The 22,234-nt window shown below is 47.8% G+C and carries 37 protein-coding genes; 25 read left to right on the top strand and 12 right to left on the bottom strand.

Annotated features, from left to right (window positions below):
* Positions 1-167: 167 nt before the first annotated feature.
* Positions 168-323 carry a hypothetical protein gene (locus SBP02_RS11940; RefSeq protein WP_318641998.1) on the top strand — a complete coding sequence of 52 codons (156 nt, stop codon included), beginning with the start codon at positions 168-170 and terminating at the stop codon, positions 321-323.
* Entirely contained in the window at positions 304-543 is a 240-nt protein-coding gene (locus tag SBP02_RS11935; protein ID WP_318641997.1) for a DUF4116 domain-containing protein, read from the top strand. Before SBP02_RS11940 ends, SBP02_RS11935 begins: the two co-directional genes overlap by 20 nt.
* Here SBP02_RS11935 and SBP02_RS11930 read toward each other — a convergent pair.
* Genes SBP02_RS11930 through SBP02_RS11880 form a run of 11 tightly spaced genes read right to left on the bottom strand, consistent with a single transcriptional unit; the run spans position 540 to position 3,997 of the window.
* A complete protein-coding gene (locus SBP02_RS11930; protein WP_318641996.1) occupies positions 540-902 on the bottom strand; it encodes a hypothetical protein in 363 nt (120 codons plus the stop codon). The two genes, SBP02_RS11935 and SBP02_RS11930, sit on opposite strands and share 4 nt — an antisense overlap.
* Before the next feature lie 38 nt (positions 903-940).
* The gene (locus tag SBP02_RS11925) at positions 941-1,222 is read right to left on the bottom strand and encodes a hypothetical protein (RefSeq protein ID WP_318641995.1); all 282 of its coding nucleotides are present in this window, start codon (positions 1,220-1,222) and stop codon (positions 941-943) included.
* Positions 1,219-1,509: a hypothetical protein gene (locus SBP02_RS11920; protein ID WP_318641994.1), complete on the bottom strand. Its 291-nt coding sequence runs from the start codon at positions 1,507-1,509 to the stop codon at positions 1,219-1,221. Before SBP02_RS11920 ends, SBP02_RS11925 begins: the two co-directional genes overlap by 4 nt.
* Positions 1,506-1,829 carry a hypothetical protein gene (locus tag SBP02_RS11915; protein ID WP_318641993.1) on the bottom strand — a complete coding sequence of 108 codons (324 nt, stop codon included), beginning with the start codon at positions 1,827-1,829 and terminating at the stop codon, positions 1,506-1,508. The genes SBP02_RS11920 and SBP02_RS11915 overlap by 4 nt, the downstream gene beginning before the upstream one ends.
* The gene (locus SBP02_RS11910; RefSeq protein WP_318641992.1) at positions 1,826-2,095 is read right to left on the bottom strand and encodes a hypothetical protein; all 270 of its coding nucleotides are present in this window, start codon (positions 2,093-2,095) and stop codon (positions 1,826-1,828) included. The genes SBP02_RS11915 and SBP02_RS11910 overlap by 4 nt, the downstream gene beginning before the upstream one ends.
* On the bottom strand, positions 2,092-2,295 hold the full coding sequence (locus tag SBP02_RS11905) for a hypothetical protein (RefSeq protein ID WP_318641991.1): 204 nt from the start codon (positions 2,293-2,295) through the stop codon (positions 2,092-2,094). The genes SBP02_RS11910 and SBP02_RS11905 overlap by 4 nt, the downstream gene beginning before the upstream one ends.
* Positions 2,288-2,620: a hypothetical protein gene (locus tag SBP02_RS11900; RefSeq protein WP_318641990.1), complete on the bottom strand. Its 333-nt coding sequence runs from the start codon at positions 2,618-2,620 to the stop codon at positions 2,288-2,290. Before SBP02_RS11900 ends, SBP02_RS11905 begins: the two co-directional genes overlap by 8 nt.
* Before the next feature lies 1 nt (position 2,621).
* A complete protein-coding gene (locus SBP02_RS11895) occupies positions 2,622-2,915 on the bottom strand; it encodes a hypothetical protein (protein WP_318641989.1) in 294 nt (97 codons plus the stop codon).
* Between the two features lie 42 nt (positions 2,916-2,957).
* The gene (locus SBP02_RS11890; protein WP_318641988.1) at positions 2,958-3,254 is read right to left on the bottom strand and encodes a hypothetical protein; all 297 of its coding nucleotides are present in this window, start codon (positions 3,252-3,254) and stop codon (positions 2,958-2,960) included.
* A 1-nt stretch (position 3,255) separates the two neighbouring features.
* Positions 3,256-3,582: a hypothetical protein gene (locus tag SBP02_RS11885; protein ID WP_318641987.1), complete on the bottom strand. Its 327-nt coding sequence runs from the start codon at positions 3,580-3,582 to the stop codon at positions 3,256-3,258.
* Between the two features lie 52 nt (positions 3,583-3,634).
* The gene (locus SBP02_RS11880; protein WP_318641986.1) at positions 3,635-3,997 is read right to left on the bottom strand and encodes a hypothetical protein; all 363 of its coding nucleotides are present in this window, start codon (positions 3,995-3,997) and stop codon (positions 3,635-3,637) included.
* Positions 3,998-4,213: 216 nt separating this feature from the next.
* On the opposite strand from SBP02_RS11880, the gene SBP02_RS11875 reads away from it, so the two are divergent.
* The 21 genes from SBP02_RS11875 to SBP02_RS11775 all read left to right on the top strand — a co-directional run bounded on the left by SBP02_RS11875 (position 4,214) and on the right by SBP02_RS11775 (position 18,155).
* The gene (locus SBP02_RS11875; RefSeq protein WP_318641985.1) at positions 4,214-4,579 is read left to right on the top strand and encodes a histone-like nucleoid-structuring protein, MvaT/MvaU family; all 366 of its coding nucleotides are present in this window, start codon (positions 4,214-4,216) and stop codon (positions 4,577-4,579) included.
* Positions 4,580-4,652: 73 nt separating this feature from the next.
* Complete coding sequence (locus SBP02_RS11870; RefSeq protein ID WP_318641984.1) at positions 4,653-5,177, top strand: hypothetical protein; 525 nt, start codon at positions 4,653-4,655, stop codon at positions 5,175-5,177.
* A 395-nt stretch (positions 5,178-5,572) separates the two neighbouring features.
* Positions 5,573-5,911 carry a hypothetical protein gene (locus tag SBP02_RS11865; RefSeq protein ID WP_318641983.1) on the top strand — a complete coding sequence of 113 codons (339 nt, stop codon included), beginning with the start codon at positions 5,573-5,575 and terminating at the stop codon, positions 5,909-5,911.
* Between the two features lie 144 nt (positions 5,912-6,055).
* On the top strand, positions 6,056-6,571 hold the full coding sequence (locus tag SBP02_RS11860; protein WP_318641982.1) for a hypothetical protein: 516 nt from the start codon (positions 6,056-6,058) through the stop codon (positions 6,569-6,571).
* Between the two features lie 88 nt (positions 6,572-6,659).
* Entirely contained in the window at positions 6,660-7,448 is a 789-nt protein-coding gene (locus tag SBP02_RS11855) for a hypothetical protein (protein WP_318641981.1), read from the top strand.
* A gap of 132 nt (positions 7,449-7,580) precedes the next feature.
* Positions 7,581-8,732, top strand: coding sequence for a P22 phage major capsid protein family protein (locus SBP02_RS11850; protein ID WP_318641980.1), 1,152 nt, complete (start codon positions 7,581-7,583; stop codon positions 8,730-8,732).
* A gap of 60 nt (positions 8,733-8,792) precedes the next feature.
* A complete protein-coding gene (locus SBP02_RS11845) occupies positions 8,793-9,104 on the top strand; it encodes a hypothetical protein (protein WP_318641979.1) in 312 nt (103 codons plus the stop codon).
* A complete protein-coding gene (locus tag SBP02_RS11840; RefSeq protein ID WP_318641977.1) occupies positions 9,101-9,535 on the top strand; it encodes an Ig-like domain-containing protein in 435 nt (144 codons plus the stop codon). Before SBP02_RS11845 ends, SBP02_RS11840 begins: the two co-directional genes overlap by 4 nt.
* Positions 9,536-9,540: 5 nt before the next feature.
* Positions 9,541-10,749 (top strand): hypothetical protein, encoded by a 1,209-nt coding sequence (locus SBP02_RS11835; protein WP_318641975.1) that lies wholly within the window; start codon positions 9,541-9,543, stop codon positions 10,747-10,749.
* A gap of 3 nt (positions 10,750-10,752) precedes the next feature.
* Positions 10,753-11,142 (top strand): phage tail assembly chaperone, encoded by a 390-nt coding sequence (locus tag SBP02_RS11830; protein WP_318641973.1) that lies wholly within the window; start codon positions 10,753-10,755, stop codon positions 11,140-11,142.
* A 34-nt stretch (positions 11,143-11,176) separates the two neighbouring features.
* Entirely contained in the window at positions 11,177-12,442 is a 1,266-nt protein-coding gene (locus SBP02_RS11825) for a hypothetical protein (protein WP_318641971.1), read from the top strand.
* A 76-nt stretch (positions 12,443-12,518) separates the two neighbouring features.
* Entirely contained in the window at positions 12,519-12,737 is a 219-nt protein-coding gene (locus tag SBP02_RS11820; protein ID WP_318641969.1) for a phage holin family protein, read from the top strand.
* Complete coding sequence (locus SBP02_RS11815; RefSeq protein ID WP_318641967.1) at positions 12,727-13,191, top strand: lysozyme; 465 nt, start codon at positions 12,727-12,729, stop codon at positions 13,189-13,191. Before SBP02_RS11820 ends, SBP02_RS11815 begins: the two co-directional genes overlap by 11 nt.
* Positions 13,188-13,649, top strand: a complete 462-nt coding sequence (locus SBP02_RS11810) for a lysis protein (RefSeq protein WP_318641965.1) — start codon at positions 13,188-13,190, stop codon at positions 13,647-13,649. The genes SBP02_RS11815 and SBP02_RS11810 overlap by 4 nt, the downstream gene beginning before the upstream one ends.
* Entirely contained in the window at positions 13,649-13,987 is a 339-nt protein-coding gene (locus tag SBP02_RS11805; RefSeq protein WP_318641963.1) for a hypothetical protein, read from the top strand. The genes SBP02_RS11810 and SBP02_RS11805 overlap by 1 nt, the downstream gene beginning before the upstream one ends.
* Positions 13,988-14,032: 45 nt before the next feature.
* A protein-coding gene (locus tag SBP02_RS11800; protein WP_318641747.1) for an IS3 family transposase occupies positions 14,033-15,186 on the top strand; the annotation gives its coding sequence in 2 pieces (ribosomal slippage) (positions 14,033-14,279 and positions 14,279-15,186; 1,155 coding nt in all).
* A 106-nt stretch (positions 15,187-15,292) separates the two neighbouring features.
* Positions 15,293-15,886 (top strand): minor capsid protein, encoded by a 594-nt coding sequence (locus SBP02_RS11795; protein WP_318641961.1) that lies wholly within the window; start codon positions 15,293-15,295, stop codon positions 15,884-15,886.
* 172 nt (positions 15,887-16,058) lie between these two features.
* The gene (locus SBP02_RS11790) at positions 16,059-16,418 is read left to right on the top strand and encodes a phage protein Gp36 family protein (protein WP_318641959.1); all 360 of its coding nucleotides are present in this window, start codon (positions 16,059-16,061) and stop codon (positions 16,416-16,418) included.
* A gap of 4 nt (positions 16,419-16,422) precedes the next feature.
* Positions 16,423-16,902, top strand: a complete 480-nt coding sequence (locus SBP02_RS11785) for a phage virion morphogenesis protein (protein ID WP_318641957.1) — start codon at positions 16,423-16,425, stop codon at positions 16,900-16,902.
* Between the two features lies 1 nt (position 16,903).
* A complete protein-coding gene (locus tag SBP02_RS11780; RefSeq protein ID WP_318641954.1) occupies positions 16,904-17,341 on the top strand; it encodes a hypothetical protein in 438 nt (145 codons plus the stop codon).
* Between the two features lie 43 nt (positions 17,342-17,384).
* On the top strand, positions 17,385-18,155 hold the full coding sequence (locus SBP02_RS11775) for a phage tail tube protein (RefSeq protein ID WP_318641952.1): 771 nt from the start codon (positions 17,385-17,387) through the stop codon (positions 18,153-18,155).
* 162 nt (positions 18,156-18,317) lie between these two features.
* On the opposite strand, the gene SBP02_RS11770 is transcribed toward SBP02_RS11775, so the two are convergent.
* Positions 18,318-18,671 carry a hypothetical protein gene (locus SBP02_RS11770; protein ID WP_318641950.1) on the bottom strand — a complete coding sequence of 118 codons (354 nt, stop codon included), beginning with the start codon at positions 18,669-18,671 and terminating at the stop codon, positions 18,318-18,320.
* Positions 18,672-18,772: 101 nt separating this feature from the next.
* On the opposite strand from SBP02_RS11770, the gene SBP02_RS11765 reads away from it, so the two are divergent.
* A complete protein-coding gene (locus SBP02_RS11765) occupies positions 18,773-19,180 on the top strand; it encodes a phage pre-tape measure protein (RefSeq protein ID WP_318641948.1) in 408 nt (135 codons plus the stop codon).
* Positions 19,181-19,481: 301 nt separating this feature from the next.
* On the top strand, positions 19,482-22,229 hold the full coding sequence (locus SBP02_RS11760) for a coiled-coil domain-containing protein (RefSeq protein ID WP_318641946.1): 2,748 nt from the start codon (positions 19,482-19,484) through the stop codon (positions 22,227-22,229).
* The last annotated feature ends 5 nt before the right edge of the window (positions 22,230-22,234 follow it).

The following is a 22,234-nucleotide window of genomic DNA, read 5'->3' as shown; positions in this document are numbered from 1 at the left end:
TGTTATTGTTATGTTCTTATTATCTCAATGAGCCCTAATTCAAACAATCCTCAAACCCCGAACATACCCAAAACTAGTTTGCCGTCAAATATTGCCCAGCAATCTGTCGTCTGCTATCGTTCTTGAGCTACAGTTTTGCGCTCAAATCTAAAATGCAGGTCAGTCACATGACTCAAGATTCGAAAGAAAAGACCATTAAAGAAAACATGGCAAAGCTCAGAGAACAGGGCTATCCGCTCATCCGCGATATCAAAGCCGAGAATGCCGTTGAAATAATGAAAGATATTCTGGAGCGCAAAAAGCGTGACAGACAAAGCAATTGATATCATCGATTACATGCGCTCTCTGCCAGATTCAATGAAGACAGAAGAGGTTTGCTGGCATGCCCTGCGCCAAAACTGGTATGCGCTGCGTCATATTCCGCACAATTTGCAGACAAAAGAGATGCAGATCTACGCGCTAAAGCAGAGTCCTGATGCCTTGTTTTGCATCAATGGAGAGCTATGGGATGAGCTTATTGAGGCTATGGGAGCTGTGGGTTAGCTCTCCGGCAGTGGCCCAATGGAACGGATGAAGCCGGTGTTGTCGTAGATGTCCAGGCTGTCGCCGTTGATCTCGTAGCTAATGCCCAGTGGGTCGTTCTTCATCAGTCTGTCGCCGCGACGGAGCAGTGGGAATTCAGTACGATAGCCGCCGTGAGCAATCCAGACCAGTTTGTAGGTGTCGCCATTGCGCTCAATAGCCGTTGTGGAGCCACCTGCCTTGTCGACCCAGGAGCCAACAATTCCCTGCTTGTCGATGCGCTTCTGCGCTGAAAATGCATGGCTACTGATAAAGCTACACGCCATGACAGCCAAAATAGCCGCAAGGGTAGCTAAAATTAGCTTGGTGCTGACTAGCATTCAATTCTCCAGAGGTATTAGAAGTAGCGATTTCTGCGCTAGATATTGAGATCGTCTTCTAATTTTGAGCGCAAATAGACGGCGTATTCCTGGCGTTCTGGGTTTTGCAGATAGATGTCGGCTAATACATCGCGAAACTCAGCGAAAGTCTGCTTATCATGAGTGTTGTGATACCCGAATTCTTTAATGAAATCGAAGTAGGCACGGATATTAATCTCCCCGTAATCCGCAAAATATTTCTTCTTTTTTTTGGAGTTGTGCCTGTGCTCAATTGTAAATAGCAGGAACTTTGCTTCATCGGAGTTCAGTGCCCTAGTCATCTCAACTGCCCCCTTTTCCCGCGAATTAGCACGGCATTAATACGTTTTCCGTGCTGAATCGTCTCTGTAATGTCCTGTTTTTGCTCTGTCGTGAGATACCATCCATGGTTATTTAAGTCAGACTCAAGCTGATATTGGCCATTAAAATCTTCCGGGTTCTTCACCTGCACGACCTGGATTTGCTGCAATTCGTGCACGGCATCGAAGCCATTCTCATAGCCTTCTACAACGATTTCCGTATCTTTGGGTAGCAAAAGAAGGGCATTGATCAGATCCTGGACGGTCATAGGCCAAGCTCCGAAGCCAATAAATTCTCAGTGTATTTCTCTCTCAGATCGATGCGCCGGCTTCGTTTAATAACTGCTCGCATGTACATCAAGGCATTACCGAAGCTGATAAAAGAATAGTAGGGCTCGTCATCTGGAACTTGAAAGCTGATCTTGATATCGTCGTGCGTCACTTTAACTGTCAGCAAGTGAATTTCTGCGCTGATTAAGGTCTCAAGATAGTCGTCCAGCAGCTCGCACATGTAGTCGATCTTGTATCTGACTTCATGGCTCTGGCGTTTGCGCTCAAAGCTAAAAAGGTCTGTTGGTACTAAACTCATAGCTCAAGATCTCTTTCAAGTTTCATGCGCAGAAACACCTGCAAATGGGTCTTTTCCGGGTACTTCTCTAGATGCCTGCAAAGCTCGTCAATTGCATCATTGATTCGCATTCTTTTGTCGAATCTCTCGACGCCAAATTCAATAAGCATTGCGTGAATAATATCTAGAAAAAGCTCTGGAATTTCGCGCTCTGGCAGATACCCGCGTGAAACACACATGCATAGCTCAACGAATTCCAGCTCATTTACAACCGCTGGGTGTCTCATAAGCCCAAATCCCCCTCCAGCTGTTCTCGCAGATACTTGGCCAGGTGCTTTTTCTCTGGGTTTCGTAGATATTCAGCGGCCATTTCCTCTCGAATAACGTCTTCTAGTGACAGATCTTCGGACACAAACAGCAAGCTTTGGGCTCTTTTGCTGCCAAACTCCAGCTCGTATTCGAAGTAGAGCGTCAGATAATCAGGCATGGTTTGGCTCATAACTTTGACTCAGAATCAGCTCAAGCGGCAGATCGATCAGCATGGTTTCGAAGTCTTTGAGCCATGTCCTTGTCGGGTTTTGCCAGTAGATTTCGCACACTTTCAGCGTGAGGATTGCTTCAAGCTCTGGGGATTTGAGCGCAAATCTCTTTGCCTCGTACTCGTTTTTGACGCCATGAAAGGGGGAGTGCAGGTTCAGTATTTCGAGGATTGAGAGTCCTGATTCTCGGCGTGCTGCGCTGATGATCATGTGTCTGCGCGCATAAACAACGGCTTCGCGGTGCTGCATGAGCTGCTGAAATTTATCGTGCATGTCAGATCTCCAGGTCGTCGCGCAAGCGCTGATGGAGGTACTTGCGCAGATGCTCTTTGCTCGTGTCTTGCAGATAGATTTCGGTCAGGCCATTGATTACGTCAGCATACGATTCACAAGCATGCAGATCGCCGCCATGACATATGAACTCCTCACAAGCAATGATCTCCTTGACGAGCTTCCGTGACGGCAATCCAACAAAAAACAGCTTCTTGAACAGCGGAAAGTTCGTCTCAGCATTTAGGTCATCAAGCCCCTTGTGCTTGCCGTCGCTCAGAAACCTGATGTGATGCATGCCATTAACCCCAGAGTTGTTCGAATCCGACCGGCGTTTTTTTTACACGCCCATGTCTCTTTCGAGCTTCAGGCGCATGACACTGGCCAAGTGCGCCTTGCTGGGATCTTCAAGATACTTTGCGCTCAAAGCCTCAAGCATCTCGTCAATCTCCAGCTGCTCTTGAGAGTTAAAGTCATGCTCAACCATGCCAAATTCGATCAGGTATGCATCTAAAACGACTGCAAAATACTCTGGAAACCCGCCGACTTTGAGGTCATTTGCGCGCTGAAAGACGTACATTGTGAAGTCGCAAGACTCAATGGTTTTCCGCCAGTGCCTTTCGCTGAACTTTTTCATGTCATAAACCAAGATCATTTGTTAGCAAAAAGCGCTTGTCTTCGACGCTTGCTTTGTCGCGTGTGAGGCGTTTTCGGGCTGCCTGCATGCCGAGAATTAGAGCCTTCTGGGTCGTTACTTCGATTGTGCCGCCTGGGTAATGAATAATGAGTGTGTATTCATCACGGCTTCTTTCGAGAGTGAAGTCCTGAATCTCGTAGTCGTCGTGCTTTTCTTGGAGCACTTCTGATACATAGTCGTCGAAATACCTGGCAGCTTTACGCACCCTGGCCTCTGCTTTTTCGCCGGCAAAGTGCAGAAAGAGCAGCGCACGATGTGTCCATTTCAATGCATTGATCCCCGAAAGCGGCGTTAATGACACTTTTTGAATGCGTTATGGATCAAATGGAAAGCTTGTTGGCCAGGCTTTGGACGTAGTACTGGCGCAGATTCTCTTGAGATCTGTCGCGTAGGTATGCGTCAGAAAGCCTGTCTGTGAGCGTTTTTATGAGAAGAATGGACTCTTCATGGCTCATAAAAAACCTGATGTTCTTGCCGCCATACCTTCGCTGGCTACGGAATTTGCCGTGCATTGGCTCATCCGCTGGGAGCGCATAGAAGTGATATATATCTAGGTCGTTATCTAAAAAATCAGGTTCGCTAGTGACGTGCGCAATGATGCCCGAAAGCACGTTGGCGCCAAGAACCAAACTAGCGACTTTCAGAATGGCCTGAATTTCGTCGTATCTGTAATCGATAGTCACGGGGAGGGTGTCCGCTTCGTGTACGGACTAACACATTGTATGGCATCTCTTGTCCGTGTCTAGCCCCTTTTGATGTCAAATCCTGTCGCAGGAACGGCGCTTATGATGTCGATCTTGCGATAAGAAATGGCCTTTATGATGTGGCTTATAAAAAATAACTTGCATTGAAAACGAGATTCAATATATTCGAAATCCTCAAAACAAAGGAGCGTCACTATGTCCCGTCTTGCTGAATTCCGTGCACTCGAAGCTCAGATCGCTGAAGAGCTGGCTCGTCTTGATGCCATGAAGGCTGATGAAAAGCTCAAGGCCGAGATGGATTTTGAGCGCAAACTTATCGGGCTCATGGCCGCTTACGACAAGAGTCTGCGCGATATCATCATGATTCTTGATCCTCACGTTGGCCGCTCCAGCGCGAAAAGCGACGAGGGGAAGGGTAATCGCAAGGCCCGTGCGGTCAAGATCTACGAGCACCCGGACACGAAAGAGCGCATCGAGACCAAAGGTGGCAACCACAAGACCCTGAAGGCATGGAAAGATGAGCACGGCAGCGAGATGGTCGAAAGCTGGCGTATCCAGTAAAATCGCGGGCTTTCATGGCCTGGCCGGGGTGCAGAGCCCTGGCCGGGATGGCTTGCGTTGAGGGGTTTTGGGCGTGAACGATCTTCAAAAAGCGGCGATGAAGCGCCTGGAAAAAGGCCTTAACGTTGCCGGGTACACAATCGATACGAGTAAAGCCACCGGAACCCTAGTGCCGGTTTGGCTGTACAGCTGCTCAATCCGGGGCGAATTCATTAAGCAGCGTGCGTCTTTTCAGCTCACGCTAGACTCTTTTAGAAGCATCGTTGAGCGCGAAGATGTGCTCACAAAGGATCTCGGCGATGAAGAGTATGAGTCGCTACAGATGTTCTTTGCGATGTACGACAAAGAGCGCAGTAGTGTTACTGAAGAAATTGCACAGGCCGCGTCGCTTTTCCTGACGCGCTTTGCTGTCTCTCAAGAGCTGTATGAGATCGACAGTGGCTATGACATGAATGCTGGCCTGCATTTCATTGTCGTTGACGAAGTGACGGAAGATGGGTATCTCGGGATTAGCGGGTTTGCTGTTGCTGAACACCCGCAAATTCTCACTAACGATGAAGTTATTGAAGCTGTTGAGTATTACGTAGAAAACCGTTGATACCATGGCGAAATACTCACAAGACCCGGCGCGTGCCAGGTTTTTTATGCTCCGCACAAGCTGCGCTGCATGCGAGTTTCGAAAAACCAGGAGAAGGGCAGCCCTTGCCTATGATCCTTTCTCTCTCTCTCTTCTTATTTTACTAAGGGTGTGAGTCTAGCCTGTGCGAGTGTAGCCCGTGGACAAGACTGCGATTCTCGGTTATCCAGGCATGCATCTTGGCCATGGAGGTTCTTCTGGCTTTGAAAAACTCTTAATCAGCGCAGCTAGCTAACCCAATATCTCCTCTAGCTTTACAACTCCCGCTATTCAGTTATACAGCAACTTCATTAGTTGACCGTGCAACATCTCTATTCTTACAATAGAAACATAACAATAATAATAAACGGTGCAACATGAAACACATCTATATTGACAGCTTGTCAATTGAAACTGCCACTGCGTGCGGCTTGTACTTAGTCGGCGGTTTTGACTCAGAAAAGAACCATCTTCCAGCGCTCCCAATCTTCCGGCCCGGCAAAAAAGAGCGGCTCTATGACGTCTGCGCACTAGCTGAAGCTGGCTGCTATGACTCTCGCAGATGCGTCGAAAACCTAATTATCCAAGAACTCTTCAAAGCTGACGAAGTAATCATTGGCCATACCCACTATCACTTCAACATCAAGTCTTTCACGTCTCAACGTGCCCTCGACTACCTCGTTTACGAAGTTCTGGCACAGGTAAACGAAGACTAACCAAAATCCACAACCTGTAAATACAAATAAATCGAAGTCCACCTAAAACTAACTCTGCGTCAATATTTACTACTCAATGGATCATGTTTATTCTGTAATTAAGAGTCGAGAGAAGCTCTAACAACAAGAATAAAGGTGATCACAATGAGTACAAAATTGATTGTCGCAGAGATAGTCAAAGCCTTCAAAGACCAGCGTCCCGCAGACATCTTCAACACGTTCCACGAGCTTGATTGCTTCGAGCAGGTACATGCCCAGGCAAGCGTCCTGAATGCCCTGTCTAAGCTCGAAATGCACGAAGCAAAGCGCAGCAAGGCCATGGAGCTCTCACAGCCCCAGATCGACTGCTACAAAGCCCTGGCGGCTTGCTTTGGTGCCAAAGTCGTGCTCTTCGAAATCGCTGAGTATCCAGTGCTCGGCAATGAGGAAGTTATTAAGAAGCTTCTGATACACGTCACCCGTGAAGACCTGGATCTTGTTGTTGATAGGTTTTTTCAGCTGGTAATGATGGGGAATTATGGACTGGCACGTTTGCTGTATCGCTGGATTGAGCGTGTTGATAAGAGTTCAGATGTTAACTTCGGCACTCTGTTTAACTACATCGCGAAGCTCGACGACAAAGACCGGCTGAAGATAGTTCTGTTTTCGCAGTTCATGTAAAAAGTCAACTAAATTCCCCCAAATCGATTTTCAGCTGTTATATACTGTACATATAACAACAAAAACAAAGAAATCCTTGGGGGATTTAATGCAACACGCTAATGCTTTTATTGCTCTCCGCGCTTATGGAGACGAAGAAAACCCTGAGTCTGGGACTCAAAGCACTTCGATCACTGACACTCCTGAATTCCAAGAAGCCCTTAAAAGCCATCTTGCCCAGGCTCTGGAACGCGAAACTTCCGGCCTGAAAAACAAGCTTTCAGAAGTACTCGGGGAAAAGAAAAAGACTCAAGAGCAGCTTAATGCCATTCTCTCGCAGGCAGAAGATGAGCAAGATCAAGCAGCTCTGAAAGCCGGCAAGCTTGATATGCAGGCGCTTCTCGACAAGAAGATCGCGGCACGTGATAAGGCATGGGAAGAGCGCTACAACGAATTAGCTGCTGCGAAAGAAGAATCTGATAAGGCCATTGCCGGTGAGCGCAGCAAGCTAAAGAGCTTCCAGATTAAGCAGTTTGTTATCAATGAAGCACTTAAAAATGAGTTCTTCCATCACACCGCCGTAGAAGATCTGGCTGCAATGGCCTCTGGCGTGTGGGACTTGACGGATTCCGGTGATTTAGTAGCTCGCGATAAAGATGGCAATATTGCTCTGGGCAAAACCGGGCGTGCACTGACTGCAAAAGAATGGATTGAGGATCTGCAAAAGACTCGTCCACACTATTTCAAAATCATGGCCGGAACAGGAAGTAAACCAGGCGCTTCTGGCTCTATCACAATGACTCGTGCCGCATGGCAGGCCGAAGTTGCTAAGTCCACGCCAGCTCAAGTCCAAGAGTTATTTAGCAAAAAGGCCAAGGGTGAAATTGTTGTAGGCTGATTAACAGATAAGAAAACCCAACGGGGATGGGTAAATCCCCACTTAAAGTTGTCAGGGACAACACCCAGTGACTCTGTGAGTCCTGAATTGCGACAAATACCAATAATAACAATAATAAATAGGTAGTAAAACATGACTCACAATCATAATTTGGTTGTAATGACTGCATTTGGTAATGATCTTGATGCTTTAGTTAATGACGAATACATGCCGCTTTTGATTCAGCGACTGCGTAATGGCGCGACGCTAGCAAAGCACATTAAGCTGGATACAGAAGATGCGGCATTTGAGAAGGGTGAAACCCTTCGCGTTGTAAAGCCCGCTACTGTTGATGAGGCGCGTGAGCACGGCGAAGCATCAGTAGCAACTGACATGGTAGTTGAGAAGGTCGATGTCACCCTGGATCACCACTTGTACGTCGAAGTAAAAGTTACCGACAGGGAAATCGCAAAAACCCGTCCAGGGGCCCTGCCAAGTGCCCTTGAGGCCGCAGCCGACAAACTGGCGGAAGCCTTCAATAGCAAAGTTTACCAGTGTGCAAAAGCGGTATCTGGATATTCTGGAGTTCTGGATTCTCAGAATGAGCGTGGTAAAAAGTCGCTTATTCTTGCTAAGAAAGCCCTGAACGTTAAGAAAGTAAACCCAGACCGTGTGATGATTGTTAGTCCGGAAACTGAAAGCGATTATCTGACCACATTCACCAGTGGCAACGATCAAAAAGCCGAGGTCGAGGGCCATGTTGGTCGCAGAATGGGCTTTGATATCTATTCTGACAATCAGTGTGAAGATCACATTGCGGGAACCGCAAGTCTTGATGACTCTATTGTTACTGCAATTGACGTTACTACTGGTTCAACCGTGATTGTATTGAGCGGGGCTACAGATGGAGCAACTCTGGTTGTGGGCGACATCATCACTATCGGCAAAGAGTCATACTCAGTCTCGGAAAGCGTGACCTTCACTGGTGGTACTGCCGCAGTGACTCTATTTGATACTATTCGTGCCGATGTTCAAGCCGGGGCACAAGTAGCTGTTTCCGGTGATCATCGCGGTGATATTGCATTTACTCAGGATGCATTCCTTGGCGTATTCCGCAAGCTTGTTCCTCCGCTGAATGCACTAGGAGTAACCATTGGTGAAATTACCGACCCAGTGCTCGGTATTCCGATGCGTATGCTTAGCTGGTACAACCCATCGACAGAAAGCACTCACGTGAAGCTCGAAATTCTGTTCGGTGTGAAGGCAATCTGCCCAGAGCGTGCCATCCGCGTCGGCGGTCACTAAGAAATCGGGGCCTCCGGGCCCCTTTTTCCCCTCCTAATTCTTCGATTCGAGAATAAAAAGATGTCTGGAATCAGCGTTTCTAGAACAAACGATGGCGAAGCCTTGCCGATTGTGAGCCCAGGAGCTCGCATTGGCGGTGGCAATCTGGCCGATAACACAACTGTTTTGGTATCAAATCCAGTCCAGGGCACAGCTATTTATCTGTTCTGCAAGTCTGTAATTCACGTAGGCGAGGGCACTGTTAGCGCAGATTCGGCCCCGATTGATGCGCGTGGCGGTGTCTATTTGGATGTAAATCGCAACAAATCCATTGCCGTAAAGCTGCTCGACGGTGAGCCAGCTGCGGAAGTTTGGATGCACGAAGTCAGATGAACCTTGTCGGGCGCTTCCTGCTTTCGAGCACGGTCTATCACCTGCGGGCCGTCGCCTCCGTTCCAGGCCAGCCTGGCGTGGATTTGGGGCATGAAGTGATCGTGAATCCTGACGGCTCGATCACGGTCGGCGGTGAAGCGCCTGCGGGCAGTGAGATTGTAGTTACATGGCCTGACAGCGGCGTAGTTGAAGTGATCGTCGACGAGACGGGCAGCTGGTCTGAGACCTCTCCACCTGGGCAGCCTGTCGGTGAAGTTATTGTCTCGATTACCTGGAACTTTGTGCAGTTTGCTGATGGGGCTTTTGAGCAGTTCGATGATGGTAGTTTTGTAGTGCCGGAATTGAATCTGATTACTAGCGCAATATTGCTGGATGACGGCGGCTTCGAAATAACAGATAGCGGCGAATATATTTACTTTGAGTTTGAATAATAATTATGAACAATAAAACCCCGTCACAGCTGGATGATTTTACCGGCGACAAATCAATGTATTTGCATGTTCAGAAGCCTGGAAAATCAGAGCGCATCTCTATTGATTATTTAACAAAAGACGCAATTAAGACTGGTGATATTGCACTGAAAATTACCGGAGATTATCCAGATTATTTGAAGTGCGACGGCCTTCATTACGAAACAAGTGCGCATTCAGATATTGCAAATAAGCTGAATGGGCCTGGTTTTGGATCTATAATTACGAATCTAAATCTAAATTCTGAGAACAGATTCGGTGATTTTAAATTCAAGGATGTTAAGAGACTTGGTAGTGTTGTTGTTGCAATAAGTGAGATAGGTGACGTATCTATATATAGAAACGGATTACTTGTGCCGCATTTTATAATGATGGCATCAAAGATTTTCAAGGGAAAGTTTGGAATCTATATTGAAACAATTTTTGGGGAGCTTTACAGTATAGGTGCGTCTGAGCTGATTGTGCAGCGACAATCAAATGGAAAGATTGTCGGAGTTGTGCACTCTGAAAGTGTTGGACTTGACATCATTTTCACTAAAGATGGCACTACAATTTATGCAGATACTGTAGCTGAAGACGACACTAATGCAGTAAGTTTTGGCTCAGTTACTGTAGATATTAACTCTGATTTTAAAGTGATTTCCGGAGCGGGATATGTGTATGTGAAGATGACCAGTTCTGAAAGTGAAGGAATATATCAAATTGTAATCTATCCTGATCATTTCGACACGATTTTTATCAAATCTGTCACGGCTGCTGCGTGGTCTATTTTTGCCGGCGCATCAAGCTACTATATGTATGAAGACGGTGTTCTTAAGAGCTCAGAATGGGGTAACTTTGATTTTCTAGCGTTCCCTAATCCTGCAATTTCTATTACAGATATCGTGTATGTAGATAACTTTCTATGCATAAAGCAAGACCCAGGCACTCCGTTCTTGTTCTCATTTGACGCAGGGTCGACATGGTCAGACAGTCCCGTAATGACATCATACGCTGCGATTGATGCCGACAAAAAAGGTGTTGTTCTCGCCGGGGATTATGGAAGTACGGGATCAATTTACAATAAGTCCGGCTCAATTCAGGAAAATTCGTTTACATACGTCAGCGATGTTCTATTCAATACCCCCAAAATTGACTCAAAGTATGAGTACTTTGACTACTACATAAAGAGATAAAAGATGCGCGCATATTACGATACAAACACAATGCATGTAATCTGCTTCTCTGAGTCTGTCGATGACGGTGATTACGTAGAAGTAGTAGACACTAGCGCAGTAATCAAGAACTTAAATGCAGGCATGATTCCGACAATAAAAGACGGGGAATTGTTCTTTATTTCAGACCGTGCATCGCTATACAAGCGCGTCAGAGAGCGCAGGTCGCTACTACTTGAAGAAGCTGATGCGTACAGAAACAAGCTTTTTGACCAGTCGCTTTTGAACGGCGTGGAACCGGCAGAAGAAGATATTATTGCAGTTGCCGCGTACAGACAGCAACTAAGAGATATCGTTGAAACAAACACCCCCGAAAATATAGTTTGGCCAAAAAAGCCGTGGCAAATTAAGTGATAAAATAACAAAAAGCCAATAACGAGAATAAGAAATGGCAATCAACGGCAAGAAAATTTACGAACAACCTTCGTGGAATGGCGATAAAAGCATGGTCATTCACGCCCAAAAGCCCGGCACTTCCGAAGCCATTTCAGTACAAAACATCCTCGATTTAGTAGCTGATTTGATACCAAATACAACCGGCGACATCGTTCTGCGTCCCGATGGTGTTTACGAAGATGCTGTTGATATGAGCTTGCCGCTCGATCCGGACATGTATCCTGAGCTAGCTGGGATTTATGGCGAAAAGGCTGGCGGGCTAGGTGTTGTTAGTGCTGTACAGATGCCTTCCGCTTTGACGTCGGTTACAAGGATCTTGCGCATGGGTGATGAGTACCTTGCTGAGAGCCTGGACGGCAAGATCCAGTATTTTTCGACCGGTTTTTCTTACGTTTTTGACTCAGGATTGCCGCGTACCGGGGATTATTTCTTCTGCATTTACAAGAGCAAACGGTGCTTTTATGCGCTCGTTTTAGATGGCACTAACGTCAAAGTCATGGCTATGGCTGGTGGGGCTGTGGTTGATACGGGCATTGTGTTTGCTCAGTCTGCTTTCCCGTCTTACATAGCTTCCGCTCCTTTGGCTTTCTTTGTTGAGTCAATGTCTGGCTTCGATATCTTCATGACCAGGGGCGATTCGTTCTTAAAGCAGAAGATTGATGCTGTTTCTCATGCTGGATCTCCGCTGAATTTCACCGGCTTTTGGGTTGAGTCTGGCGCGGAAATGATTAGATCTGTTGCAGGAAATGGGTCTAGGGCGTTCGTTTGTGGTGCAGATAGTGATTATACGAACGGGATTTTTGAGCTAAAAGTTAACGAATATGGCGCAGTATATCCTGAGTTAGTAATTCAAGATGGGTCGTTCTATTCGCTTGCAGCTAATTCTTTTCAGGTAATGGCGTACAAAGTTTCTTCGTCAGACGCCTTCGTCATTAATCTTGCCGGCACTGCTTATGAAGCATTTACGTCTGCCCCGGTCGGCGGCTACATGCCATCAGAAATTGTAGATCTTGAGATGAACGACTCTGGTGTTGTTTTGAGCGACAAAGGAGCCATGATCTCTTTCGACTCCGTTAATTTTGTTAAATATGACAGCGAAGCTGGCACTACTGTCAGTGATTTTGCTACTTCGCTAGATGATGATGGGATTACTGTAGAGAAGAGCGCTGGGTATGTAGATATTTCATTTAATACCACGGTCGATCTTCCGCAGATTAGTGCGCCAAATGGGCTGAAATATTTCATTAAGACCCGATAACTGCACTAAATTCAAGTGTTATACTAATAGAAATAGCGCCCAGAAGAGGCGTAATGACTAATAATAAGAACAAGAAATGTCACCAGCTCATCAAAATATTCAAGACTTTACAGTCGAAGCAATCAAATCAGCCCCGCCTGTAACTGTTTCAGCAGCTATGTTGATGGGTATTTCAGTACAAGACTGGGCTGTAATTCTGACCGTCATTTACCTTGTTCTCCAGATTTTCTTTCTTTTGAAGCGCGAATTGACCGCTAAGAAAAAGAAGGAGAAGGAGAGCGGGGATGCTACGTAAACAACTCGCTGCCGCTTCCATTACTGCCGCAATCGCTGTTGCCACTCCAGTAATCATGTACTTCGAGGGCAATAAGCCCAGTGCATATCTAGATCCCATTGGCATTCCTACTGTCTGCTACGGGCATACAAAAACAGCGAAACTTGGTCAAAAAAAGACCGATGCCGAGTGCAAGTTGCTTCTCGATGAAGACCTGGTGTCGGTACTTTCAGAAATTGATAGTCTGGTTAAAGTCGAATTACCGGCTGAACGAAGAGCAGCCCTCGTGTCATTCGTCTACAACGTCGGGTCTGCGAGGTTTGCTAAGTCAACCATGCTTCGCAAGCTCAATGCCGGAGACACTGCTGGGTCGTGCGAAGAACTAAGTCGATGGGTTTACGCTGACGGCAAGCAATGGCCTGGACTCGTTAAGCGCCGTGCTGAAGAGCGTCGGTTGTGCGAGATCGGCCTATGAACAAGTACCTGGTCGCCGTTATTGCCGGGCTCTGCGCTGTGCTGCTCGTGTTTGCGCTCAAATCGAAAATAGAGCGGCTTGAGAACGAGCTGGATCTGGCCCAGGAAAAGGCAGCAGAGCTTGAGTTTCTGGCGCAGAAAACGGGCGAAAAGCTGGCTGCCCGCGACGAAATTGATAAGAAATATGCGCAGGAATTGAGCGATGCGAGAGAAGAAATTGAGGGTTTGCGGGCTGATGTTGCTGCTGGCAATAAGCGGTTGCGCGTCAAAGCAGTCTGTCCAGTTGCAGTGCCAAGCTCCACCAGCGCCGCCAGCGTGGATGATGCAGTCGGAGCCGAGCTCGATCCAGTTGCTAGATCGGATTATTTCGCCCTCAGAGAGCGAGTAGTAGTCACAGAGCAGCGCCTGGCAGGGTTGCAGGATTACGTCAAAAACGTCTGCCTTGAGGGGCGTTTCTGATGTTTAAAGTCGACGTAACACGCCCCAAGGACTGGAAAAAGCGGCAGAAGAAGAGCCCGGTCAATGCCCAGATCAAGCACCAGATCCAGCTGCGTGGGCAGTACACCAGGATTGCACGGCAGGCCACTCAGTATCTGAAAGACATGCGCGGCGCAGTGAAAGAGCTGCTTGATGAAGCTGTTGATGCCCAGAACTGGAGGTCTGCTAACAGCCTGGCGCGCACGATGGGGAATATTGACCGCCAGGTGCGTGATCAGTACGCGGCCATGGGGCTTGAGATTACTGATGAGCTGGCAGACCTAGCGAAGTACGAGATCGATCGGGTTCTACCCCGTTAACACGGACACTTTCGAGTAAGCTCACACCGAGCTGAAGGAGTGTTCATGAAGCGCAAGAAATACAGTCCTGAATTCAAGCGGGAAGCCATCGAGTTGGTTCGTCGTTCAGGGGCGAGCTGTCGACAAGTGGCCCTAGAGATTGGTGTGGCTCCGAACCTGCTCACGCGCTGGATTCGAGAGGCGCAGCCAGGCACAGAAAAGGCCTTTCCCGGCACAGGTAGCCCGCGAGATGAGGAGCTGGCCCACCTCAAGCGTGAGTTGGCCCGAGTGACCAAGGAACGTGATTTTTTAAGAGACGCGGCAGCGTACTTTGCCAAGGAGTCATCGAGCGGTACACGGTGATCCAGCGCTGCCGCAACGAGTACCCGGTACGACTGATGTGCCGTTGCTTGAAGGTTTCTGCCAGTGGCTATTACGCCTGGCAGGATCGCGATCCAAGCCCACGTGCTCAAGAGAATGCGCGTCTGGTGAGGCGCATTCGGGAGATTCACGAAGACAGCCGTGGTGTTATCGGCGCGCCGCGGATGCACGAGGATCTGCTCGACGAGGGCGAAACCGTCAGCCTGAACCGCGTTGCTCGCCTGATGGCAGCTGAGCGAATTCAAGGCTGGCCACGCCGGAAGAAGCGTGGCTTTGGAAGAGTCGCCAGCGGCCGTCCAGCAGGCGTGAAAAACCTGCTGGAGCGCGACTTCACCGCGCAGGAACCGGAGCGCAAGTGGGTCACGGACATCACGGAAATAGCCACACTGGAAGGCAAGCTCTTCCTATGCGTGGTGCTCGACTTGTACAGCAAGCTGGTGATCGGCTGGTCGATGCATCACCGCCAGGATCGGCAGATGGTGATTCGAGCGGTGGAGATGGCGATCTGGCAGCGCCAGGGTGACTGGTCGGTGATCCTGCATTCGGATCGCGGTAGTCAATTTACCAGTGCTGACTACCAGCGCTTCCTGAATCGCAACACGCTGGTCTGCAGCATGAGTGCCGTCGGGCATTGCGGCGACAACGCTGCCTGTGAAGGCTTCTTCGGTCAGCTCAAGCGTGAGCGCGTTGTCCATCAGTCGTATCGAACTCGTGATGAAGCACGGGCGGATCTATTCGACTACATCGAGCGGTTTCATAACCCACGAATGCGTCGTAGAGTCGCCCGGCAAGATCTGAAGTTTTCAGCCCTTTTCAAACCGTCCGTGGAAATGGGGTAGAACCCATCATGCCAGTAGCGCGTTCGGTGGCACGCTGAGCTCGAATGACATAGATGAGAAGACGATTTACAGCTTAGTAACCGACGACCCGTTCGATGGCAAGCTCATGGGGGAGTGGCTCACTGAGCAGCAGGTCGGTACTCAGACACGCATCAAGCAAACGATACGCCTTGGCATCATCAATGGCCTGACGAATCAAGAGATCGTGAAGGCCGTGCTGGGCGACGGAGAGCTGTCTTACAGGGTCGATGGGCCTTTCTCTAAAGCTCGTCGTCATGCCGAGGCCCTGGTACGAACAGCGGCAGCTCACGTCACTGCCAGAGCGGACATGGCGGCTTTCGAGAATACTGGGATTGAGAAGTACCGCATTTCTTCGATTCTAGATAGCCGGACAACGCCAGTGTGCGCAGCCCTGGATGGCAAGGTCTATTTCGTTAATGACCCAAAGCGGAAGGTGCCTCCGTTTCATGCCAACTGCCGGTCAACGATGATTGCTATTTTTGATGATGACGAACCTGGCATTGATCAGACGTTTGAGCAATGGCTTATAGATCAGCCAGAAGATGATCAGATTCAAGTGCTCGGCGTTGAACGGCATAAACTGTGGCTCAGCGGGATTGCGATTGATCGGTTCGTCGATCTAGATACTGCTGAATTAATACCGCTTTCAGAGCTGCGCAAGCAACTGAAAGCAAGCTGAACAAGTTAAGAGTTTCGAAGAGCCAGAAGAACCTCCGCTGACTTCATAACGGCAAATTCCTGATTTGTCCACGGGCTACGCTCTACACTAAAACCGCCGAATCCCCTTAGTAATAATAAGATAGGGATGGCATAGATAGCCGGGGTTGTTTTTCTGGCTTTGGAAAACTCTTATGTATGCAACGCTAGTAGATTTTGAAAAGGCATTTGGCGCAGATGACGTCGTTAATGATACTGACCGCATGACGCAGTGCTTGGAGCGCGCAACGCGACTTGTAGACACGTATGCCCGGTCTGCCGGTCTAACTACCCCCATGACTGACGTCAACGCCCTAGCTGATGTTAAAGGCCCGTGCCTGGATATTGCACGATACTTCGCCTGGAGCGACTCGAACAACGAGAAAATCAGGCAGCACTACGAAGACGCCATCAGCTTTCTCGAAAAAGTAGCCACTCGCAAGATCCTCCTGATCCCTACCGGAGCGCCAGTAGCCACAGGCGGATTCGCTAACATTCGCTTGATCCGGGGTTAATGCCATGCTCCCGATCTTAGCCCGCATGGCAGCCCGCGCAGCTTCTTCTGACGAAAAAAAGCAGATCGAGATGCAGATCGACACGCGCGATCTAAAGACGCTATCAGAGAAGATCAAGCGCCTAGGCCCAAACAACACTCACATTCGCAGTGGCCTGGAAAAAATCGGCACCAGATGGGTTGCTCGAATCAAGGCCAATTTTCGCAACGGCGTAGATCCGTATGGCAATAAATGGTCGCCAATTCACCATAGAAAAGGCCAGCCGCTTTTAGATACAGGACGACTCAGAAGCTCAATTAAGCACGACGTTCGTGGCATTGACATCTATTTAACTTCGCCATTGATCTACGCAGACACTCATAACAACGGCAGGGGCGCAATTAAAAAGCGTCGGTTCACCCCAGATAAACGCGGCCTGCCCAGAAAATGGCTTGATGAATATGAGACAATAATGTTAGAGCATGTGAGCAAGGCACTTCAATAATATGTCATTTACACAACAATTAGAATCAGTAAAAGAACTGATCGAATCCCTCCCGCAATCCCCAAAAGTCGAAATCTACAACGGCGCATTCACCGAAGACGTCCTAAAAACAATCAAAATCGACGGGCAAAGACCTCATATTTTGATCGGTTGCGGGGGTGGCCCTTTCACTCAGAATGCCCCAAAGCTCGAAGTTGAAGCCGCTTTTATTGCCCTGGTTATAGGCAAGGCAGACAAATCAGGGCAAGGTAATTCAAAAATTACTTCTGATTGCGCATATGATCTTGCAAAGAAAGTAAGTAAGTATCGCGGCAATCCTCAAATAAACACATCTCTGCCCGTGTTACAATCAATAGAAGAACTATCGTCAGGCATGACTAATGGCCTCAATTACAGCGTTTGGGCTGTGGATTGGACACAAAAAATGGTTCTCGTTTGAGCTCAAATAATACCTAGAACAATAATAATAAAAGGTAAACGCCATGGCTTTTGGTCAAAATTTTACAGATACAACTTACGGCTACATCGGAAACGGTGGTCTGCTCGTAGCGAAACTAGATGAAAATGATCGTCCCGAAGGTGGTTTTTTCAACCTCGGTCATCTTAGTTCGGCCTCTCTATCGCTTAGCTCCGAAAAAGTAGAGTTCCAGGATCTTGTTTACGGAACCAAGGGTGTTGCTAGATCCAGGGTTATTCGCAACACCGGGGAACTGACTCTTAATTTGCGTTCGTTCTCCCCGGAAGTTATGGAGCTTGCCCTTTTCGGCGAAGTAACTGATGACGTAGCTGAAGCCGGTGCAACGTACACGACTAAAGCTTACAAGGGTCGCAGCATTGTAGTTCCGGGTGTTATCTCAGCCGTAACATCAATTACTGCAAATTCAGAAGTGCTCGAAGAGGGTGTTGACTATGTTATCTCTGATGGCTCCATCGACTTCCTGAAGACAGGATCAATCGTTGATGGTGATAGTGTTACCGTTGTTTATGACAAAGCAGCTGTCCGTAGGATTGAAGGCCTTGTTAACTCCGGCGTAAACATCATGATCGTCTTTGACGGTAAGAACATTGAAGAAGGTGACACTCCAGTCAAAGTCACTTACTACAAAGTTTCTCTGTCACCAGCCGCAGCTCGACAGCTTATTGGCGCTGACTACGGCGAACAAGAAATCAAAGGAACCCTACTGGCTTCGAAGGCCGTGTCGGGCTCTGGCTTGTCAAAAATGTTTAAGGAAGAGCACGTCATCGCAGCTTAACTTGGCATTGACCATGAAGAAGGGGCCCACGCGGCCCCTCTTTCTTTTTGAGCTCAAACAAAATCTTCTCAAGATCCTCACGCATCTCTCTGCGCAGATCCTGGATCTCTTCTTCCGTTAGCTGCCAATGGCCTTCAGAAGGTTGTTCGAAAGCGACCGACATTATTTGACCCTCGGCACTTTATTGGTGAAGGCAAAGGTGCTGTATGAGACAAGCTGCATGATGATGGCATTAGTAATTTCTTCATCGTCACAGTCGATCCGCATCATCTCTTGCATTGCAAGCCTTTCTTTGTCTCCCAGCTCTCGCGGAAAGAGCGTGAACGCCAGACAATTGAAAACCGTATCAAGCAGATCTAGTTGATAGCCCGGTGTCCGCTCAGAAAAGAACATGTACTGCTCGACGACTTCATCCGGCATATCAACGCCAGCACTCCGGCAAATTTTGGCACTGGCGTAAACCAGGTACTCGTCCCGCTCTTGTTGCGTCATATCCAGCAGCGAAAGCATTTCCATTTTTTGCTCCGAAGTTTGAGCGCAAACATACACTTTACTCAGCCTTGGGGTAAAGTCAAGTGTTATAATGGCCATATAACAATAATAATAAAGGCAATGACATGTCCCTTCTTGATCTAGTTACGCCATCTAAAAAGGTGGTTATTACCCAAGCTTTCGGCGGCAAGCCGGAAGTGGCCATTGAGGTTTTCGGATTAACAACCGAGGACTTCATCTTTCTTGCTGAAAAATATCCACTAATTCTCGCCGAAATTTTCCTGCGCAATTCTAAAGCTGATAACGAAAAAGGTAGTGATGTTGGCTTTATTTTGAGTCAGGGAGCTGATTTTATTGCTGCAATTATCGGCTGCGGCTGTCAGGAAAGAGACGCGGCTGACTGGGTAAAGACCAAGCCAACCATTATTCAAGCAGAGCTTCTAACTGAGATACTGGCTCTAACTTTCCCAGAAGGTCTAAAAAAAAGCCTGCAAAAACTCGCCCCGACAATCGCACTGCTGCTCAGAAAATAGCGGACTACGAAGCCAAGCGGAAAAAAGAAGAGTCCGGTGAGGATATTACGGACTTTCTTGATGGGCTGGTTTTTATTTGTGAGTCACTAATAAGCTCCGGGCACAACACGGAATTTAGAAATCCGTACAAATATTCGCTCAAAAAGCTCTACAAATTATCCGCGATTCATCTCAAAAAAGACCGCCATTTAATGCTTGGCGAACTCATGACGCACCATATGAGTAGGGTTGCTTGCGCTACAGGGGATGCGAAAGAGCTTAAAAATCTCATCGAAACAATGTCAGAAGAAGAATAAAAATAATGGCAAACAATACTGTAATTAGCCTGGTACTTAGGGCGAAAGATGAGGCGTCAAATGTATTAACCGGCACGTTCGCTAAGTTGACGGCTATTTTTGCTGCGTTTGCCGGCTTTACTGGCATTAAAAATGCTCTAGAAGACTTAACCGAACTAGATAAAGTTACACAGAGACTTTCGCTGTCTACTGAAGAGTTTATGGCTGGTCAATATGCCGCCATGAAGCTTGCTGGGGTAAGTGCTGATGAATATGCCGACTCTCTAGCGGAAGTCCGCATTAAGCTAGAGGAGTGGTCGTCAATCCAGGCTGGCGGTGCCACTGACTTCTTCGAGATCATGAATGTTGACGTAAAAGATTTCATGAAGCTGAATCCTCAGGAACAGTTGTTAAAAATCGCTGAAACCATGAAAGACATGTCTGCTAGTGCGCAGTTTACTTTCTTGGATCAGATGGGGTCTGACGCAATGCGGAACCTGCTACCAGCTCTTAAAGATGGTGGTGCTGAATTCCGCAAAATGCTTGAACAAGCAAAACAGTACAACCTAGTTATTTCAAGCTTTGATGCGAAGGCCGTTCGCAGCTTAAACACCGAGTTTCAAACACTTGGACAGATTGCAGACTCTACATTCAAGAAAGCCTTCGCAAATATCGCCCCTGAACTTCAAGCTCTTGTTGAGATTGTTAAAGAACAAATGCTCGGCATGTCCGAAGGTGCTCAGGCTCCACTGAATTCAATTGGAGAGAAGTTCAGAAGCGTTATTAATGGCATGATCGACGGCGTAGACTTTCTTGCAAAGTTGAAAGACTCTTTCGATATTGCTTTTCACGGTATGAAATCGGTGGTTCTCCTGTTTGCTGAGGTATTTGTTACTGGCATGCAAACTATTGAGACCGGCACCAATGAAGTAATGAATGCCACTGAAAAAGTTCTCAGGAAGGCTTTTGCAGGATTCGTGCAGCTAATTAACAATGCCTTTATTAAGCCAATATCTAGCGCCTTGAAATTAGTTGGCGCAGGCGATCTTTCAAATCAGCTTAACCAGATATCAGATGCGGCAAATAATTATGCGATTGCACTAAACAAAAAAGGCCCCGCTTTTGAAGCTAGAAATTTGCAGCCGACAATTAATAAGCTCAGAGAGCTAAGGGAAGAATCAAATAACCTCGTAAAAGAAAATATCAATCTTGTTGTTAACGGAACATTCGACGCTGAAAGTCTCAAGAAAGACTACAACGAAAAAGTAACCAGCATCGAAAACGACCTGGCCATTAAAGTAAAAACAGAAGAACAAGAGAAGAAGAGGGATATCGCAAAGGGCGGTGACGCTAAATTCAATGCAGCTAACGCCGCCGCAGCAGCAGCCCAGGCAGCCTCTCAAGTCAAACTTCTTGCTGACCTGGCCAAGGCTGAGATCGAAGCAAAGATCAAGAACATTGAAAACAAGCGCGACTTGGATCTAGCTGGCCTCGAACAACGTGCGCGTGATGAAGGCCTGTCGGCCAATAAAATTGCGGACATGCGTTTAAAGCTTGAGCTCGACTCAGCACGTGAGATCAGCACACAGCGTAAGAAGCTGATCGACGAAGACATCAAGTCCCTCGAAGCCCAAATTGCAGCTCAAGGAAAAATCCTGGCCGTTGAGCTTAATGACGGCGCGAGGGGAGGTGCTCTTACTTCCATTAAAGACCTAGAGGCCGAGATCACCAGGAAGCGCATGGAACAGAAGCAGATCGGCGCTGACCTCGTTGCTCAATCAGCCATTCTCAAAGCCAACCGGGCCGCAGAACTTGGCAATCTGAAAGCACAGCTGGAGCAGATCAAGGAAGAGGCCGAGCTGGAGCTGCGTGTAATTCGTGGCGATTCTGTCGGCGTTGAGCTGGAAAAGCTCGACAAGCAGTGGAAAGACACCGTGCGCGACATGGAAGAAGTCGGCGTAGATTCCACGGCAGTAAAGGATCTTTTGAGCGCAAAGAAAGCCGAAATTGAGCTCAACGATATCGAAAGCCAGTTTGCTGCCCTCAAGAAAAAGCTCGAAACAAACAAGATTTCGCCGTTCGAATATCTCAAAGAAGTTGTGGAATTAGAGAAAAAAGGGACTGAAAAGACCACAGAAGTTGGCAATCCTGAGCGCGCAGATAAGTTCGCAGAGGCTGCAAAAGAAGCCAAAGCGGAGGTATTTGAACTCGAATCGATCATGGAAAAGGTCGGTGACTCTATGACTTCTGGCTTCGAAAATGCATTTTCTGAGCTAATTTCTGGCTCGAAATCGGCAAAAGAAGCCTTTTCAGATATGGCTCAGTCTGTGCTGATGGATATCGGCAAGATCATTGCGAAGCTCGTCATTCAGCTTGCATACCAGTCCATGATCTCTGCTCTTTCTGGAGGAAGCTCGTCAGCGGCAGGTGCGGGCAGCGGTGGCGGCTTGATGAGTAGTTTGTCCGGTCTGATCGGGAGCCTGCCAAAGTTTCATACCGGGGGCATTATCGGGCAGGGTGCTGACAACTACGGTTTGAGCCCGGATGAGGCGCTCATTGTCGCGAAGAAAGGCGAGGAAATGATCACTGAAAAAGATCCACGCCATCGCAAAAACGCAGGAAGCGGCAATGGTAATGGCGAATCTCCGAATATAACCATAATCAACAATCTTGATAATGACGCCATTGCTCACAGCGTGTTTGAACACCCTTCATACGAAACTAAATTTTTGAACACACTTAGAAGCAATGCGGAAGTAGTGAGATCGCTATGATAAGA

Origin of the sequence: Pseudomonas benzenivorans (assembly GCF_033547155.1) — a bacterium.
GTDB classification, from domain to species: Bacteria; Pseudomonadota; Gammaproteobacteria; order Pseudomonadales; family Pseudomonadaceae; genus Aquipseudomonas; species Aquipseudomonas benzenivorans_B.
The sequence above is the reverse complement of the archived record's forward strand: the minus strand, read 5'-3'. Positions and strand labels throughout refer to the sequence as shown.

Coding starts and splice junctions, on each gene's coding strand:
- SBP02_RS11910 (WP_318641992.1), bottom strand. CDS start 2,095: ATGAGACACCCAGCGGTTGTAAATGAGCTGGAATTCGTTGAGCTATGC.
- SBP02_RS11770 (WP_318641950.1), bottom strand. CDS start 18,671: ATGGAAATGCTTTCGCTGCTGGATATGACGCAACAAGAGCGGGACGAG.
- SBP02_RS11875 (WP_318641985.1), top strand. CDS start 4,214: ATGTCCCGTCTTGCTGAATTCCGTGCACTCGAAGCTCAGATCGCTGAA.
- SBP02_RS11925 (WP_318641995.1), bottom strand. CDS start 1,222: ATGACTAGGGCACTGAACTCCGATGAAGCAAAGTTCCTGCTATTTACA.
- SBP02_RS11930 (WP_318641996.1), bottom strand. CDS start 902: ATGCTAGTCAGCACCAAGCTAATTTTAGCTACCCTTGCGGCTATTTTG.
- SBP02_RS11820 (WP_318641969.1), top strand. CDS start 12,519: ATGTCACCAGCTCATCAAAATATTCAAGACTTTACAGTCGAAGCAATC.
- SBP02_RS11900 (WP_318641990.1), bottom strand. CDS start 2,620: ATGCACGATAAATTTCAGCAGCTCATGCAGCACCGCGAAGCCGTTGTT.
- SBP02_RS11760 (WP_318641946.1), top strand. CDS start 19,482: ATGGCAAACAATACTGTAATTAGCCTGGTACTTAGGGCGAAAGATGAG.
- SBP02_RS11780 (WP_318641954.1), top strand. CDS start 16,904: ATGTCATTTACACAACAATTAGAATCAGTAAAAGAACTGATCGAATCC.
- SBP02_RS11855 (WP_318641981.1), top strand. CDS start 6,660: ATGCAACACGCTAATGCTTTTATTGCTCTCCGCGCTTATGGAGACGAA.
- SBP02_RS11845 (WP_318641979.1), top strand. CDS start 8,793: ATGTCTGGAATCAGCGTTTCTAGAACAAACGATGGCGAAGCCTTGCCG.
- SBP02_RS11825 (WP_318641971.1), top strand. CDS start 11,177: ATGGCAATCAACGGCAAGAAAATTTACGAACAACCTTCGTGGAATGGC.
- SBP02_RS11815 (WP_318641967.1), top strand. CDS start 12,727: ATGCTACGTAAACAACTCGCTGCCGCTTCCATTACTGCCGCAATCGCT.
- SBP02_RS11810 (WP_318641965.1), top strand. CDS start 13,188: ATGAACAAGTACCTGGTCGCCGTTATTGCCGGGCTCTGCGCTGTGCTG.
- SBP02_RS11830 (WP_318641973.1), top strand. CDS start 10,753: ATGCGCGCATATTACGATACAAACACAATGCATGTAATCTGCTTCTCT.
- SBP02_RS11765 (WP_318641948.1), top strand. CDS start 18,773: ATGTCCCTTCTTGATCTAGTTACGCCATCTAAAAAGGTGGTTATTACC.
- SBP02_RS11905 (WP_318641991.1), bottom strand. CDS start 2,295: ATGCCTGATTATCTGACGCTCTACTTCGAATACGAGCTGGAGTTTGGC.
- SBP02_RS11865 (WP_318641983.1), top strand. CDS start 5,573: ATGAAACACATCTATATTGACAGCTTGTCAATTGAAACTGCCACTGCG.
- SBP02_RS11775 (WP_318641952.1), top strand. CDS start 17,385: ATGGCTTTTGGTCAAAATTTTACAGATACAACTTACGGCTACATCGGA.
- SBP02_RS11785 (WP_318641957.1), top strand. CDS start 16,423: ATGCTCCCGATCTTAGCCCGCATGGCAGCCCGCGCAGCTTCTTCTGAC.
- SBP02_RS11890 (WP_318641988.1), bottom strand. CDS start 3,254: ATGAAAAAGTTCAGCGAAAGGCACTGGCGGAAAACCATTGAGTCTTGC.
- SBP02_RS11840 (WP_318641977.1), top strand. CDS start 9,101: ATGAACCTTGTCGGGCGCTTCCTGCTTTCGAGCACGGTCTATCACCTG.
- SBP02_RS11795 (WP_318641961.1), top strand. CDS start 15,293: ATGGGGGAGTGGCTCACTGAGCAGCAGGTCGGTACTCAGACACGCATC.
- SBP02_RS11790 (WP_318641959.1), top strand. CDS start 16,059: ATGTATGCAACGCTAGTAGATTTTGAAAAGGCATTTGGCGCAGATGAC.
- SBP02_RS11895 (WP_318641989.1), bottom strand. CDS start 2,915: ATGCATCACATCAGGTTTCTGAGCGACGGCAAGCACAAGGGGCTTGAT.
- SBP02_RS11805 (WP_318641963.1), top strand. CDS start 13,649: ATGTTTAAAGTCGACGTAACACGCCCCAAGGACTGGAAAAAGCGGCAG.
- SBP02_RS11940 (WP_318641998.1), top strand. CDS start 168: ATGACTCAAGATTCGAAAGAAAAGACCATTAAAGAAAACATGGCAAAG.
- SBP02_RS11860 (WP_318641982.1), top strand. CDS start 6,056: ATGAGTACAAAATTGATTGTCGCAGAGATAGTCAAAGCCTTCAAAGAC.
- SBP02_RS11835 (WP_318641975.1), top strand. CDS start 9,541: ATGAACAATAAAACCCCGTCACAGCTGGATGATTTTACCGGCGACAAA.
- SBP02_RS11920 (WP_318641994.1), bottom strand. CDS start 1,509: ATGACCGTCCAGGATCTGATCAATGCCCTTCTTTTGCTACCCAAAGAT.
- SBP02_RS11850 (WP_318641980.1), top strand. CDS start 7,581: ATGACTCACAATCATAATTTGGTTGTAATGACTGCATTTGGTAATGAT.
- SBP02_RS11915 (WP_318641993.1), bottom strand. CDS start 1,829: ATGAGTTTAGTACCAACAGACCTTTTTAGCTTTGAGCGCAAACGCCAG.